17 protein-coding genes are annotated in these 14,671 nt (G+C 67.3%); 8 read left to right on the top strand and 9 right to left on the bottom strand.

All coding sequences use genetic code 11. The annotated features are described in order from the left end of the window. Positions 1-106 precede the first annotated feature (106 nt). Positions 107-685 carry a superoxide dismutase gene (locus tag VER16_RS12415; RefSeq protein WP_324808575.1) on the top strand — a complete coding sequence of 193 codons (579 nt, stop codon included), beginning with the start codon at positions 107-109 and terminating at the stop codon, positions 683-685. Positions 686-753: 68 nt separating this feature from the next. Here VER16_RS12415 and VER16_RS12410 read toward each other — a convergent pair whose 3' ends face one another. Both VER16_RS12410 and purE read right to left on the bottom strand, forming a co-directional pair. After that, positions 754-1,902, bottom strand: a complete 1,149-nt coding sequence (locus VER16_RS12410) for a 5-(carboxyamino)imidazole ribonucleotide synthase (RefSeq protein ID WP_324808573.1) — start codon at positions 1,900-1,902, stop codon at positions 754-756. Continuing rightward, the gene (gene purE / locus VER16_RS12405; protein ID WP_079221357.1) at positions 1,899-2,402 is read right to left on the bottom strand and encodes a 5-(carboxyamino)imidazole ribonucleotide mutase; all 504 of its coding nucleotides are present in this window, start codon (positions 2,400-2,402) and stop codon (positions 1,899-1,901) included. Before purE ends, VER16_RS12410 begins: the two co-directional genes overlap by 4 nt. Positions 2,403-2,460: 58 nt before the next feature. Here purE and VER16_RS12400 point away from each other — a divergent pair, with 58 nt between their 5' ends. The 4 genes from VER16_RS12400 (at position 2,461) to VER16_RS12385 (ending at position 5,036) form a co-directional block, all read left to right on the top strand. Further along, positions 2,461-2,730: a Trm112 family protein gene (locus tag VER16_RS12400; protein ID WP_324808571.1), complete on the top strand. Its 270-nt coding sequence runs from the start codon at positions 2,461-2,463 to the stop codon at positions 2,728-2,730. After that, complete coding sequence (gene nadC, locus VER16_RS12395; protein WP_324808569.1) at positions 2,727-3,581, top strand: carboxylating nicotinate-nucleotide diphosphorylase; 855 nt, start codon at positions 2,727-2,729, stop codon at positions 3,579-3,581. The genes VER16_RS12400 and nadC overlap by 4 nt, the downstream gene beginning before the upstream one ends. Positions 3,582-3,673: 92 nt before the next feature. Beyond that, positions 3,674-4,618 (top strand): DUF2272 domain-containing protein, encoded by a 945-nt coding sequence (locus VER16_RS12390; RefSeq protein WP_324808568.1) that lies wholly within the window; start codon positions 3,674-3,676, stop codon positions 4,616-4,618. Positions 4,619-4,685: 67 nt separating this feature from the next. Then, positions 4,686-5,036: a DUF3301 domain-containing protein gene (locus VER16_RS12385; protein ID WP_324808566.1), complete on the top strand. Its 351-nt coding sequence runs from the start codon at positions 4,686-4,688 to the stop codon at positions 5,034-5,036. A 39-nt stretch (positions 5,037-5,075) separates the two neighbouring features. On the opposite strand, the gene VER16_RS12380 is transcribed toward VER16_RS12385, so the two are convergent. The 7 genes from VER16_RS12380 to VER16_RS12350 all read right to left on the bottom strand — a co-directional run bounded on the left by VER16_RS12380 (position 5,076) and on the right by VER16_RS12350 (position 11,129). Continuing rightward, the gene (locus VER16_RS12380) at positions 5,076-5,531 is read right to left on the bottom strand and encodes a ClpXP protease specificity-enhancing factor (protein WP_324808564.1); all 456 of its coding nucleotides are present in this window, start codon (positions 5,529-5,531) and stop codon (positions 5,076-5,078) included. A gap of 85 nt (positions 5,532-5,616) precedes the next feature. Continuing rightward, the gene (locus VER16_RS12375) at positions 5,617-6,252 is read right to left on the bottom strand and encodes a glutathione S-transferase N-terminal domain-containing protein (protein ID WP_324808562.1); all 636 of its coding nucleotides are present in this window, start codon (positions 6,250-6,252) and stop codon (positions 5,617-5,619) included. A gap of 134 nt (positions 6,253-6,386) precedes the next feature. Next, entirely contained in the window at positions 6,387-7,136 is a 750-nt protein-coding gene (locus tag VER16_RS12370) for a cytochrome c1 (RefSeq protein WP_324808560.1), read from the bottom strand. Continuing rightward, entirely contained in the window at positions 7,129-8,388 is a 1,260-nt protein-coding gene (locus tag VER16_RS12365) for a cytochrome bc complex cytochrome b subunit (RefSeq protein ID WP_324808558.1), read from the bottom strand. Before VER16_RS12365 ends, VER16_RS12370 begins: the two co-directional genes overlap by 8 nt. Continuing rightward, positions 8,388-9,008, bottom strand: coding sequence for a ubiquinol-cytochrome c reductase iron-sulfur subunit (gene petA / locus VER16_RS12360; RefSeq protein ID WP_004151998.1), 621 nt, complete (start codon positions 9,006-9,008; stop codon positions 8,388-8,390). The genes VER16_RS12365 and petA overlap by 1 nt, the downstream gene beginning before the upstream one ends. 179 nt (positions 9,009-9,187) lie before the next feature. Then, on the bottom strand, positions 9,188-10,114 hold the full coding sequence (locus tag VER16_RS12355; RefSeq protein WP_324808556.1) for a lytic transglycosylase domain-containing protein: 927 nt from the start codon (positions 10,112-10,114) through the stop codon (positions 9,188-9,190). 46 nt (positions 10,115-10,160) lie between these two features. Beyond that, complete coding sequence (locus VER16_RS12350) at positions 10,161-11,129, bottom strand: helix-turn-helix transcriptional regulator (RefSeq protein ID WP_324808554.1); 969 nt, start codon at positions 11,127-11,129, stop codon at positions 10,161-10,163. 81 nt (positions 11,130-11,210) lie between these two features. Here VER16_RS12350 and VER16_RS12345 point away from each other — a divergent pair, with 81 nt between their 5' ends. From VER16_RS12345 to VER16_RS12335, 3 genes are all read left to right on the top strand, one after another. Beyond that, complete coding sequence (locus tag VER16_RS12345) at positions 11,211-11,831, top strand: glutathione S-transferase family protein (protein ID WP_324808552.1); 621 nt, start codon at positions 11,211-11,213, stop codon at positions 11,829-11,831. Positions 11,832-12,011: 180 nt separating this feature from the next. Then, a complete protein-coding gene (miaB, locus tag VER16_RS12340) occupies positions 12,012-13,427 on the top strand; it encodes a tRNA (N6-isopentenyl adenosine(37)-C2)-methylthiotransferase MiaB (RefSeq protein ID WP_324808550.1) in 1,416 nt (471 codons plus the stop codon). 233 nt (positions 13,428-13,660) lie between these two features. Continuing rightward, a complete protein-coding gene (locus tag VER16_RS12335; protein WP_324808549.1) occupies positions 13,661-14,644 on the top strand; it encodes a PhoH family protein in 984 nt (327 codons plus the stop codon). The last annotated feature ends 27 nt before the right edge of the window (positions 14,645-14,671 follow it).

The following is a 14,671-nucleotide window of genomic DNA, read 5'->3' as shown; positions in this document are numbered from 1 at the left end:
CTTCGCCGGACAAACCGACCGCAGTGGTCGGCTAGACTGCCCACGGTAGCCGCCATTGTAAGCCGATGGAACCGGCTGCCGCCGTCCCTTGGCCACGAACCTGTCCATGCCCGTCGAATTGCCTGCCCTGCCCTACCTTCCCGGCTCCCTGCAGCCGCACCTGTCCGCGCAGACCGTGGAACTGCACCACGGCCGCCACCATCGCGCCTATGTGGACGCGGTGAATGCCGCCATCGCCGGCACCGAATGGGAGGAGGCGCCGCTGGAAGACATCGTCCGCCAGGCCCAGGGCACGCTGTTCGACGCGGCCGCCCAGGCCTGGAACCACGGTTTCTACTGGCAGTGCCTGCGGCCGCGCGGCGGCGGCGAGCCGCAGGGCCGGCTGGGCGAGCTGGTCAAGCGCCAGTTCGGCGACGCCCAGCGCCTGCGCGAGGAATTCAACCGCGCTGCGCTGGGCGTGTTCGGTTCGGGCTGGGTCTGGCTGGTGCAGCACCCCGGCGGCCAGCTCGGCATCCAGGCCACCCGCAACGCGGGTACGCCGCTGACCGGCGACAGCACCCCGCTGCTGTGCTGCGATGTGTGGGAACACGCGTACTACACCGACTACCAGAACGAGCGCGCGCGCTATCTGGAGGGGTTCTGGCAGCTGATCAACTGGGAGTTCGCCGAGAGCCAGCTGCGCTGAGGGGGCTGCTGCTCTGGTAGATGCCCGCCTTGGTGGGCATTGCCGGCCAACGGCCGGCACTACCCGATTCAGCGATTGCGCAGCGCGTGCACCGCAGGCGCCACCTGGTCCTGGCGGTCCAGCTCCAGGCCGACCTGCACCAGCGCATCGGCCAGCGCATCGGCATCATCGTCACGCAGGGTGGCATGGCCGACTTTGCGACCCTCACGCGGCTGCTTGCCATAGTCATGCCAATGGCCACTGGCCTGGCCCAGTACCGGCGCCGCATCGGGCATCGCACCCAGCCAGTTCAGCATGCAGGCATGGCCGAGCATGCGGGTGCTGCCCAGCGGCAGGCCCAGCACGGCACGCAGATGGTTCTCGAACTGCGAGGTCTCGCTGCCTTCGATGGTCCAGTGGCCGGAGTTGTGCACGCGCGGTGCCATCTCGTTGGCCAGCAGCTCGCCATCACGGCAGAACAGCTCCAGCGCGAACACACCCACGTAGCCTAGGTGCTCGGCCACGCGGCGCGCGTAACCAATCGCCGCCTCATGCTCGGCATCGGACAGCACGGCCGGGGCCACGCTTGCCGACAGCACGCCATCGACATGCCAGTTGCCGGTGACCGGCCAGGCCTGGAAGCTGCCGTCGCGGCCACGCACGGCGACCACGCTCACTTCGCGCTGGAACGCAACGAAGCCCTCCAGGATCAGACCGGTGCGCTCGACCTGGGCGCCGAGGGCGTCCCATGCGGCATCGATGTCGGCCTCGCTGCGCAGGCGGAACTGGCCCTTGCCGTCGTAGCCCAGGCGACGGGTCTTGAGGATGCAGGGCAGGCCGAACTCGGCGGCCTTGGCGGCCAGTTCGTCGCGGCTGCGGATATCGGCGAAGGCTGGCAGCGGGATGCCCAGCTGCTGGAACAGGGTCTTTTCGCTCAACCGGTCCTGGGCAACGGCCAGCGCCGACGGCGGCGGGTAGACCGGCACCTGCTCGGCCAGCCACTGCGCGCTGTCGGCCGGCACGTTCTCGAAATCGAAGGTGACCACGTCGACTTTGGCGGCAAATGCGGCCAGCGCGTCGCGGTCATCGAACGCCGCCACGGTGAGTGGCGCCAGCGGGCCACTGCAGGCATCGGCAGCCGGGTCATACAACTCGAAGTGCAGTCCCAGCGGCGCACCGGCCAGTACCATCATGCGGGCGAGCTGGCCGCCACCCAGGATGCCGACGGTCAGGCTCATTGGCGCGGATCGTCGTGGGCCATGACATCTTCGGTCTGGCGGGTGCGGAAGGCTTCCAGCGCCTGGCCGATGGCCGGCTGGTCGCTGGCCAGCATCGCTGCGGCGAACAGCGCCGCGTTGGACGCGCCCGCATTGCCGATGGCGAAGGTCGCGACCGGGATACCGGCCGGCATCTGCACGATCGAGAGCAGCGAATCCATGCCGTTGAGGGCCTTGGACTGCACCGGCACGCCCAGCACCGGCACGGCGGTCTTGGCGGCAATCATGCCCGGCAGGTGCGCGGCCCCGCCGGCACCGGCGATGATCGCGCGCAGACCGCGCGGGCCCGCCTCTTCTGCGTAGCTGAACAATACGTCCGGGGTGCGGTGGGCGGAGACCACCTTCACTTCGAACGGAACACCCAGGGCTTCAAGCTTCTGGGCGGCGTGCTGCATGGTTTCCCAGTCGGAGCGGGAACCCATGACGATGCCGACAAGCGGCGCGATCGGATTGGGGGTCATTGGCCGTCACCTGCCTTAAAGACGTATTCTAGCCGTCTTCCACGCAAGACGAAGAACCATGGATCGCAAGCTGCTTGACCTGCTGGTGTCGCCGGACACCCGCCAGCCCCTGTCCCTGCTGGATGGCAAGGGCCTGGAAGCCCTCAACAAGGCCATTTCCGCCGGCTCGGTCAACAAGGCCGACGGCAACCCGCTGGCCCAGCCGCTGCGCGAAGCGCTGGTCACCCGCGACCGCAAGCAGGTGTTCCGGGTTGACGACGGCATTCCGGTGCTGCTGGCCGAAGAGGCCATCGCGACCGCGCAGGTCGCCGACTTCCCCGCCGCATGACCGCCCTGCCGACGCCGGATGCGGCCCTTGTTGCGGCCGATGTCGCCCGCGCGTTGGCCGAGGACCTGGGCAGCGGTGACGTCACCGCCGCCCTGCTGCCCGACCAGGCCGACAGCGCCTACCTGCTGTGCAAGCAGGACGATGCGGTGATCGCCGGGCGCCCTTGGTTCGACGCCACCCATCGGGCGCTCGACCCGGACGTCCGCATTGAATGGCGCGTGGCCGAGGGCGACCGCGTCGCCGCCGGCACCGTGCTGGCCCTGCTGCACGGGCGCAGCCGCAGCTTGGTCAGCGCCGAGCGCACCTCGCTGAATTTCCTGCAGACCCTGTCCGGCACCGCCACCACCACCGCCCGTTACGTGGCCGCGGTGGCCGGCACCGGCACGCGCATCCTCGATACCCGCAAGACCCTGCCCGGCCTGCGCCTGGCGCAGAAGTACGCAGTGCGCTGCGGCGGTGGCGACAACCACCGCTTCGGCCTGTACGACACGGTGATGCTGAAGGAAAACCACATCCGCGCGGCCGGCTCGCTGCCCGCCGCCGTGGCTGCCGCGCGCCAGCAGTGGCCGTCGTTGCCGCTGGTGGTGGAGGTGGAAGACCTGGACCAGCTGCAACAGGCACTGGATGCCGGCTGCGAGCGCATCCTGCTGGACGACTTCGATGCCGCGCTGCGCCGCGAGGCCGTGCGCATCACCGCCGGCCGCATTCCGCTGGAAGTCTCCGGCAGTGTCGGCCTGGATGGATTGCGGGCGATTGCCGAGGACGGCGTGGACTGCATTTCCATCGGCGGCCTGACCAAGCACGTGCAGGCCATCGACCTGTCGCTGAAGCTGGGGCCGCCGCCGGGTTGAGGGGGGATCTGACCCCATGTTCAATCCCGTTCTCACACCCTGCGTTCACGACGGCACTGCGACGCTGCGGCCATCCCCCACAGGAGCCACGCATGCGCCGGATGCTGTTGCCTGCCTGCCTGCTGCTGGCCACCGCGCCGCTGTCAGCCGCCGCCGCCGAAGCCTGCGACGTGCCACCCCGCTTCGGCCTCAGTCCGTTGGCGATCTCCATCCGCAATGCCGCCTGCAACGAACACCGGCTTTGGTACCGCCCCTTCATCGACCGCGAGGGACGCGCGGCCAGCCTCAGCGTCACCGAGGCGGAGAACGAGAACCTGGCCGACAACGGCCTGATCGCCTGGCAACGCGTGGCCAGCTACTGGCGCGACAGCGGCACGCTCAACGCGATGGGCAGCATTCCCGGCGCCAGCAGCTGCCTGGCGCCGCTGGGCACGCGCTACACCGACAGCGACTGCCGCGCCTTCCTGGTCGACAACCCGTGGTCGGCCGCCTTCATTTCATGGGTGATGACCCGTGCCGGGGTACCTGGCTTCAACACCTCGCCGCGGCATATCGATTACATCCGCGCCGCCTACCAGGCCGGGCCATCCGGGGTGCCGTACCGGCTGGTGGACCCGGCCACGGCAAAGCCGGCGCCGGGTGACCTGCTGTGTTTCCTGCGTGACCGCAGCACGACGCTGAGCTACAGCGGCCTGGTGCAGGCGCTGGGCAACGGCTCGGTCGGGCATTGGAAATCGCACTGCGAGGTGGTGGTGGCGGCAAACCTGGGCGGCGACCAGACGCTGTACCTGGTCGGTGGCAATGTGATGAACACTGTGGCCATGCGCCTGCTGCAGCTGGACCGCAGCGGACGCATCCAGCTGCCGCCGGCACGCTCGCGCGACAGTACCGGCGTGGAGCCCAGCTGCACGCCCGGGCGCGAAGACGAATGCAGCTTCAACCGCCAGGACTGGGCGGCACTGCTGCAGTTGAATGCCGCTGCGCCCGCCACCGTCGCCCCGCCCGCTGCAGCGGCCGAACCTGCGGGAAATCGCTGACGATCACGCTTGATCCCGCGCCGCTTCGCCGCCATCTTGGCTGCATCGACTCAAGACACTCCGTGCCATGCCCACCCTGCTCCTGTTGCTGATCGCTGGCGGTATCGTCTATTTCTTCTGGAATGCCGCGCGCTCGGCCGCCGAACGCGCCGTCGAACTGGGCCGCAATGCGTGCCGCGCGGCCGATGTGCAGTGGCTCGACCAGGCCGTGCATGCCACCGGCATGCGGCTGTCCCGGGGTGAGGATGGCCGGCTCGGCTTCGAGCGCACCTTCAAGTTCGAGTATTCCTATGACGGCATGGACCGCCATGTCGGCCGCATGGTACTGCGCGGCGACCAGCTGGTCTCGTTCACCGGCCCGGGCGCGGCGCGGATCAGCCAGATCCGCGCGGATGTGGAAGATGCCGAGGATGTGTAGGCGGTGACGGCGTGCCGACCAACGGTCGGCACCCACCCGTTATTTGACTACGCGCAGGGTCGGGCGACCCTTCGGTGGCGGCCGGTCATCCGGCGGCGTGTCATCCGACGGGGTCTCGCCTTCGTGCAGCAGTTCGTCGCTGGTCGCTGCCGGTTCGGTGCCCGGGATGTCATCCGGCAATGCCATGCCCTGCCCGGTCTCGCGCGCGTACACGGCCAGCACCGCGCTGATCGGCACCTGCACCGGATAGCTGGTGCCGGAGAAGCGCGCCGAGAAGCTCACCATCTCGTTGTTGATCATCAGCTGCACCACCGCCCGTTCGGCGATGTTGAGCACCACCCGGCCATCCTTCACCGCCGAAGGCGGGACGTGGACGCCGGGAACACCAGCATCGACCAGGATGTGCGGGGTCAGCTGGTTGTCGTTGATCCATTCCACCAGTGCCCGCAGCAGGTACGGGCGGTGGCTGGTCATGTGGAAGAAGTCGTCGGTCATGCGTGAAGTGTACGCGCCCGACGCCCCTGCCGGGGTGGATCGCCTGCACGCCGGTGGGCATGCAGACGGGATGCGGCCTCCGGATTCAGCCCGGCAGGTCGCGCAGCTTCTTTTCCTGTTCGGTCAGGCTGCGGACGAAACCGGGGTGACGGAAGATGCGGTTGCCGTAGTCCTCGATGGCCTTGCCATCCTTGGGCAGCGGCACATCCAGCGACTGCAGGCGCCAGATGATAGGTGCCATCGCGCAGTCGGCCAGGCTCATTTCCGGATTGAGGAAGAACTTGCTGGCCTTGAACAGCGGCAGCGAGGCGGTCAGCAGTTCCTTCAGCCGTTTGCGGCCGGCCTCGGCCTGGGTCTTGTTGCCCAGCTGGATGGCCTGCACCTGCGGCACCCAGTCGTGTTCGATGCGCAGCATCGCCAGGCGGATGCGCGCACGCGAGAGCGGATCGACCGGCATCAGCGGCGGATGCGGGTAGCGCTCGTCGAGGTACTCGCTGACCACCGAAGCGGCGTACAGCACCAGCTCACGTTCGACCAGGGTCGGTACCGAGTGGTAGGGATTGAGGTCGATCAGATCTTCAGGCGGGTTCTGCGGGTCGACGGGAACGGAGTCATAGGTGACCCCCTTGGCCGCCAGGACCAGGCGGACCCGGTGGCACAGGACATCATCATTCGAGGAAAACAGCGTCAGTGTATTGCGCATGCGTACGCTCGCCGCCATCAAAGGCTCTCCCACGACAGGAGACCGCCTGCCGCATCGGCGCCGCCAGCACCGTGCCGGCGGTCGACTCCTCCCCGAGTGTGCAACCGACCATCACAAAAGCCAATAGCCTTTGCGCATGGCCGGCGGCAGAATCAGTGCACGTCCTTCCAGTACTCCTTTTTCAGCAGGTACAGCAGGAACGTCAGCAGGGCCAGGAACAGGATCACCCACACGCCCAGCTGCTGCCGCTTCAACGCGGCCGGCTCACCGGCGTATTCAAGGAAGTTGGTGATGTCCCGCACGGCCTGGTCGTACTGCCCGGCATCGACACTGCCCGGTGTTTCGATGCGCAGGCCGGTGACCGGCGGATCCATCCCCGGCGCTTCGGCCTTGCCGTGCACGGCGTGCTGCAGGCCCTGCATCTCCCACAGCGGGTTGGGCATGGATGCATTGGCGAACAGCGCATTGTTCCAGCCCAGCGGGCGGCTGCTGTCCAGGTAGAACGACTTGAGGTAGGTGTAGACCCAGTCGCTGCCGCGCACCCGCGAAATCAGGCTGAGATCCGGCGGCATCTTGCCGAACCATTTCTCCGCCTGTTCCTTGGGCATGGCCACCGGAACCGGATCACCAATGGCCGAGCCGGTGAAGTTGAGGTTGGCCATCACCTCCTCCTCACTCAGCCCCAGGTCCTGTGCCATGCGCGAATAGCGCAGGTACTTCAACGCATGGCAGCCGGAGCAGTAGTTCATGTACAGCTGCGCGCCGCGCTGCAGGGATGCGCGGTCACCGAGGTCGTTGCCGGCCTGCAGCAGCTTGGTGCCACCTTCGGCGGCGGAGGCCAGGAAACTGCCCAGCATCAGGGTGGCCGTCAGGGCCAGCCGGACCATCCAGCGATCAGTCATGGGTGGTCACCCTCTCCGGTACCGGCTTGGTTCTGTCCAACCTTGTCCATAGCGGCATGGTGATGAAGAACGCGAAGTACAGGAAGGTCAGTACCCGCCCGACGTAGGTTTCATGCGCATCGGTACCGGGGCCGGAACCGATCACGCCCAGCCAGACGAAGCACACGGCGAACACGCCCAGCAGCACCTTCGAGAGCACGCCGCGGTAGCGGTAGGACTTGACCTTCGCACGGTCCAGCCACGGCACCAGGAACAGGATCGCGATGGCCGAGAACATCACCAGCACGCCGCCCAGCTTGTTGGGCACCACGCGCAACATCGCGTAGTATGGCGTGTAGTACCAGACCGGCTTGATGTGCTCGGGCGTCACCAGGCGGTTGGCCTCGGTGAAGTTGTCGTGCTCCAGGAACAGGCCACCGAAGGCCGGTGCGAAGAAGATGATGAAGGCGGCGATGATCAGCAGGAAGCCGGCGCCGACGCCATCCTTGAGCGTGTAGTACGGATGGAAGGGAATGCCATCGGCCGGCGCGTTCGGCGACCAGCGGTTGCCCTTGGGCCCCTTCTTGATCTCCACGCCGTCGGGGTTGTTGGAACCCACTTCATGCAGCGCGCCCAGGTGCAGCACCACCAGCAGCAGCAGCACCAGCGGCAGGGCGATGACGTGCAGGGCGAAGAAGCGGTTGAGCGTTGCATCACTGGGCAGGTAGTCGCCCATGATCCATTCGGTCAGGCCATTGCCGATGACCGGTATCGCGCCGAACAGCGAAATGATGACCTTCGCGCCCCAGAACGACATCTGGCCCCACGGCAGCACGTAGCCCATGAAGGCTTCGGCCATCAGCACCAGGTAGATCAGCATGCCGAGGATCCACACCAGCTCGCGCGGCTTCTGGTAACTGCCGTACATCAGGCCGCGGAACATGTGCAGGTAGACCACGATGAAGAACAGCGAGGCCCCGGTGGAGTGCATGTAGCGGATCAGCCAGCCCCACTCCACATCCCGCATGATGTATTCGATGGAACCGAACGCCTCGGCGGCGTTGGTCTTGTAGTGCATCGTCAGGAAGATGCCGGTGACGATCTGGTTGACCAGCACCAGCAGCGCCAGCGAGCCGAAGTAGTACCAGAGGTTGAAGTTCTTCGGCGCGTAGTACTCGCTGACGTGCTTGCGGTAGACCGGCATCAGGCCGGGCGCGCGGGCGTTGACCCAGTCGGCCACGCCGCTGGCGGTACGGCTGAGGATATTGGCCATCAGGCTGCCCCCTGCGGATCGACACCGATGATGATGGTGTTGTCGTCCTGGTAGTGGTGCGCGGGCACCTTCAGGTTGATCGGCGCCGGCACGTCCTTGAAGACGCGGCCGGACATGTCGAAGCGCGACTTGTGGCAGGGGCAGAAATAGCCGCCCTTCCACTGCGGGTCGTAGGGCTCGGGCCGGATCTCGGCCACCATTTCAGGCGAGCAGCCCAGGTGCGTGCACAGCCCCACCAGCACGGAGATGTCCGGCTTGATCGAGCGCAGCTCGGGGTTCTGCTTGAGCACGTAGTCCGGCTGCTGGTCCTTCTCGCCGGACTCGGGGTCCTTGAGACGGCCATCCAGCCCATGCAGCGCGTCGAGGATGGCCTTGGACCGTTTGACGATCCAGATCGGCTGGCCACGCCATTCCACGATCAGGCGTTGGCCTTCCTGCAGGGCGCTGATGTCGGCCACCACCGGTGCGCCGGCAAGCTTGGCGCGGGCACTGGGGTTCCAGGATTTGATGAAAGGAACTGCGGTGAATCCGACGCCGACGGCGCCCACCACGGCTGTGGTGGCAGAAAGAAAACGCCGACGTCCGGTGTTGACTGGATCGTGTACCCCATCGTTGGCCATCCGGCACTCCGATATTGATTAGGTAGCTTTAAGGCTGCCAGCGGATCCGGTGGGGGCCAGAGCCGCATTGAATCATGGGCGAGTGTAGCGGAACCGTCGCGCGCCACACAACGCGGTGCAACAAAATTTTGAACGTATGCCAACGGCTCGCCGCTTCGCTCGCCAGGCATGGTCTGGCGCTACTGGTGGCTTAGTGCCGTGCGGTAGCGGTCGGCCAGCTGGCCGACGCGGCGCACGTAGTACTGGGTTTCACTGTACGGCGGCACGCCACCGTGGCGGTCGACCGCGCCTTCGCCGGCGTTGTAGCCCGCTGCGGCCAGGGTCAGGTCGCCGTTGAAGCGCTTCAACAACCAGGCAAGATACTGCACGCCGCCACGGATGTTCTGGCCGGCGTCGTAGGAATCACTGACCCCGAAGCGTGCCGCGGTCGGCGGCATCAGCTGCATCAGGCCCTGCGCACCGGCGCGGCTGAGCGCGGTCGGGTTGTAGGCCGACTCGGCATGGATGATCGCACGCACGATCGCTTCGTCCACGCCGAACTCGCGCGCGGCCGAGGCGATTTCAGTCTGGAACGAGGTGGTGTTGAGGCGCACGCTGCCGAAGTCGACGCGCGGATTGACCCCACACGCGAAGCAACGCTCCATGAAACTGTAGCGGATGGTGCGCACCGGGCCCAGATTGGCCACCTGGGTGGGGCGTGCACTGGTGTAGTGGCGCACCCCGTCCTGCATGTAGGAATAGACCTGGCCACTGACCATGCGGCCACCGCGCGAGGCAGCGGCCGGCTTCGGCGCGGGTGTGGCGGCGATGGCCGGACTGGCCGCACTGGCAGCCACGGCCACCGGATTGCGTTCGGCACTGGCCACCTGGGCCGTGGTTGCACTGGCGCTTTGAACTGGCGCGGCAGCCGGCACCGCGCGCGGCGCGGCCGGACGGCGGGTATCGCGGCTGTAGCTGATGCTGCTGCAACGCGCGCCGGGCACGCGCTTGCTGACATAGCTGGTGACGCCGTCGGCACCCAGACACTTGAACAGGGTGCCGGCGCTGGCCGGCGCAGCGGTCAGCGCAGCGATGATGATCGCCGTTGTCCCCAGTATCCCCTTCATGGCGGCGAGTGTCCCAGCTTCGCCGGGGCTTGCCAAGCCGCCCGGCTCAGTCCGTGACCGCCGGCACAGCCAGCAGCTGGCCCAGGCCCGCCAGGCGCTGGGCCAGTTCGTCGCGCAGTTCCACCGGAGAGGTCCACAGGGCCAATGGCAGCCGGTCCAGGCTGAGGATCTGCGCCAGCATCATGCCGCGGCTCTCCGCGCCCATCCGCAGCAGGCAGTGGTCGGCACCATCCGCCTCCAGCACCCCGCACCACGGTGGAATGCGACCCTCCAGCTCGGCTTGGCTGCCGGCCAGGCGCAGGGTGGCCTGCAGGGTGAAAGGCGCCTGGCTGACCGCCTGCCGCACCATCACGTCGGGCGGCGCCGGGGTGCGCCGGTGCAGACCGCGGCCGGGCTGCAGCTGCACCACGCCCATCCGGTCCACGCGCAGGGTGCGCCAGTCCTCGCGAAGCAGATCCCAGGCCAGCAGGTACCAGCGCCGGCCGTAGTTGACCAGATGCTGAGCCTCGACCTGGCGCTGGGTCACTACGTCCTGCGCGCTGCGGTACTCAAAGGACAGGCGTGCGGCCTGCCGGCAGTGCTGGGCCAGACGGCCGAGCAGGCGCGCATCGGTGGCCGGCAGGTCGGACAGGGTGGCGGTGGCTGCATGCACCTCGCCGGCCTGCTGGCGGCGCCGCGCCGGCACCAGCGGGTCAAGCTTGGACAGCAGGCCACGGGCGGTTTCGTCGATGCCCGACACGGTGGCCGAGGCGGCCCTCAGGGCGATGGCCAGGGTCGTGGCCTCGTCCTCGTCCAGCAGCATCGGCAGCACCGGGGCGCCGGCGCCAAGCCGGTAGCCGCCGCCTACCCCGGCCGAGGCCTGCACTGGATAGCCCAGCTCGCGCAGGCGCTCGATGTCGCGGCGGATGCTGCGCCGGTCCACGCCCATGCGCTCGGCCAGTTCCGCGCCGGACCAGTGCCGGCGGGCCTGCAGCAGGGCGATCAGTCGCAGCAATCGATGGGCGGTATGGCGCATGAAGGATCGAGGACAGAAGTCGTCCGCGATTGTGCCCGAGGATGGCCTTCCGCATCACCACCCATCGCAAGGAGCCCTGCCATGACTGCACGCCAGATCACCCTCTACCACGCCGCCCGTTCCCGCTCGAGCGGCGCCGTCGCCCTGCTGGAGGCACTGGGCGCCGACTACCGGCTGCACGTGCTGGATCTGAAGTCCGGCGCCAACCTGGCCCCGGCCTACCTGGCCATCAACCCGATGGGCAAGGTGCCGGCGATCATCCACAACGGCGCGCTGGTGACAGAACAGGTCGCCATCTATCTCTACCTGGCCGACCTGTACCCCGAAGCCGGCCTGGCGCCGCCGATCGGCGATGCGCAGCGCGGCCCCTACCTGCGCTGGATGGCGTTCTACGGCGCCTGCTTCGAGCCGGCGATGATCGACAAGGCCCTGCACCGCGACCCGCCACCGCGGATGATGTCGCCCTACAACGATGCCGAGACCGTGCTGCAGGTGATCGAGGCGCAGCTGGCGCAGGGTCCGTACCTGCTGGGCGAGGCGTTGAGCGCGGCGGACATCCTGTGGGGCAATGCGCTGGGCTGGATGCGCGAGTTCGGGCTGGTGCAGCCGGCCCCGGCGACCGCAGCCTATATTGATCGGATGGGCACGCTGGCCGCGTTCGACCGCTCGCGGCAGATCGACACCGAGCTGGTGGCGGCGTAAAGGTTCCCGCTGTAGAGCCGAGCCCATGCTCGGCTGGTTTCAGGTAGAGCCAGGCCGTGCCTGGCTGCCCGTGGGCGCGCAGGGCAGCCGAGCGTGGGCTCGGCTCTACAGGAGCGCGCGGGCGGCGTGGGATGCGGGTAGAATTGCCCGCTTTCCCGCCACCCGAATGGATTAAGCGCCATGACCGGGACGCCAGACGTCTTTCCGCCCGCCGCGGGCGGTACCCCGCTCGTTGCCCTGCCCGCCGGTCCGCGCAAGCCCGACCAGGCCAAAGGCAAGCTCTACATCAAGACCCACGGTTGCCAGATGAACGAGTACGACTCGGCCAAGATGGCCGACGTGCTTGCTGCCAGCGATGGCCTGGAACTGACCGACAGCCCGGACGACGCCGATGTCATCCTGGTCAACACCTGCTCCATCCGCGAAAAGGCGCAGGAGAAGGTGTTCAGCCAGCTGGGTGTATGGAAGGGCCTGAAGAACAAGGGCCGCGAGGTCATCATCGGTGTGGGCGGCTGCGTGGCCTCGCAGGAAGGCGAAGCCATCATCAAGCGCGCCCCGTTCGTGGATCTGGTGTTCGGCCCGCAGACCCTGCACCGGTTGCCGGAGCTGATCCGCGCCCGCCGCGAGCAGAAGCGCCCGCAGGTGGACATCAGCTTCCCCGAGATCGAGAAGTTCGACCGCCTGCCGGAACCGCGCGCCGAAGGCGCATCGGCGTTCGTGTCAATCATGGAAGGCTGCTCCAAGTACTGCTCGTTCTGCGTGGTGCCCTACACCCGCGGCACCGAGGTCAGCCGCCCGTTCGAGGACGTGGTGGTGGAAGTGGCGCAGCTGGCCGCCCAGGGCGTGCGCGAGATCAACCTGCTCGGGCAGAACGTCAACGCTTACCGTGGCCCCTACGGTGACGGTGAGTTCGCCGACCTGGGCCTGCTGATCCGCACCATCGCCGAGATCGACGGCGTCGGCCGCATCCGCTTCACCACCTCGCACCCGCTGGAATTCAGCGACTCGCTGATCGACGCGTTCCGCGACGTACCGCAACTGGCCAACTTCCTGCACCTGCCGGTCCAGGCCGGCAGCGACCGCGTGCTGTCGGCAATGAAGCGCGGCTACACCGCACTGGAATTCAAGTCGAAGATCCGCAAGCTGCGCGCGGTGCGCCCGGACATCTCGATCAGCTCGGATTTCATCGTCGGCTTCCCCGGCGAGACCGACGCTGATTTCGAGAAAACCATGAAGCTGATCGAGGACATCGGCTTCGACCACAGCTTCTCCTTCATCTATTCGCGTCGCCCGGGCACCCCGGCGGCCGACCTTGAGGACACGATCAGCGATGCGGAAAAGCACGCGCGCCTGTCGCGCCTGCAGGAACGCATCAATGCGCACGCCGCCGGTATTTCCGAAAGGATGGTCGGCACCGTGCAGACCGTGCTGGTGGAAGGCCCCTCGCGCAGGAACCCGAACGAGCTGACCGGCAAGACCGAGAACATGCGTTCGGTGAACTTCCCGGCGCCGGCGCGTTTGATCGGCCAGTTCGTGGACGTGGTGATCACCGAGGCGCTGACCAATTCGCTGCGTGCGCGTGTAGTGGCGGAGTAAGGCCAGGGCGTGCCGACCAACGGTCGGCACCCACTGCGGCCGGGCGGGCTGGCACATTTTTCACCAGCGCTTCACCTCCCTTGCCGTGCAGGCTCCGCGCGCACTTGTCCACAGCTTTCTTCGGCGCCGATCCACACCCCATGTGGAGAACTGTCGCCCCCCCCCGTCCGCGCGCTAATCTTGTCTCCCCTGGGTCCATCGCGGTGGACGGCGAACCCGCCCCACCCCACGCAATGAAAAGCATCGAGCATCGAGATTTCACCCTGTCGCCGGAAGACAACGAGCGGCTGGCCAACCTGTGCGGCCCCTTCGACGGCCACCTTCGCCAGATCGAGCTGAAGCTCGGCGTGGAGATCGCCAACCGTGGTTTCGTGTTCCGCATCAGCGGGCCTGACGAAGCCATCGTCGAGGCACAGAAACTGATCGAGGCGCTGTACGTCGAAGCCGCCGAGACCACCTTCGACAGCCACGCCATCCACCTGCGCCTGGCGCAGGCCAACGTCGAGCAGATCGCCGAGCGCTCCTACGAAGCGCAGGACGTGGCGATCAAGGTCAAGCGCGGCACGGTGCGCGGCCGCGGCGCCAACCAAGGCCGCTACCTGCACCAGATCGCCACCCACGACATCAACTTCGGCATCGGCCCGGCCGGCACCGGCAAGACCTTCCTGGCCGTGGCCAGTGCGGTGGAAGCCCTGAACGAATCGCGGGTGCAGCGGCTGATCCTGGTACGCCCGGCGGTGGAAGCCGGCGAGAAGCTGGGCTTCCTGCCCGGCGACCTGAGCCAGAAGGTCGACCCCTACCTGCGCCCGCTGTACGACGCCCTGTACGAAATGATGGGCGTGGAAAAAGTGGTGAAGCTGCTGGAAAAGAACGTCATCGAGATCGCGCCGCTGGCCTACATGCGCGGGCGCACGCTCAACGATGCGTTCGTGATCCTGGACGAGGCGCAGAACACCACCATCGAGCAGATGAAGATGTTCCTGACCCGCCTGGGCTATGGCTCCACCGCGGTGGTCACCGGCGATCTGACCCAGACCGACCTGCCCAAGCACGTGAAGTCGGGCCTGCGCGATGCGATCGACGTGCTGCGCGATGTGGAAGGGGTGACGTTCACCTTCTTCGAAGCGCGCGACGTGGTCCGCCATCCGCTGGTGGCACGCATCGTCAACGCCTACGACCGCCGCGACCTGCACCAGCTCAAGCCGGGCGCCGAATAGCCGTACACTGCCGTCACGATCCCGCAC

It is taken from the genome of Stenotrophomonas sp., assembly GCF_035634915.1.
In the GTDB taxonomy this organism is placed as follows: domain Bacteria; phylum Pseudomonadota; class Gammaproteobacteria; order Xanthomonadales; family Xanthomonadaceae; genus Stenotrophomonas.
This window is presented reverse-complemented; position numbering and strand designations above follow the sequence as displayed.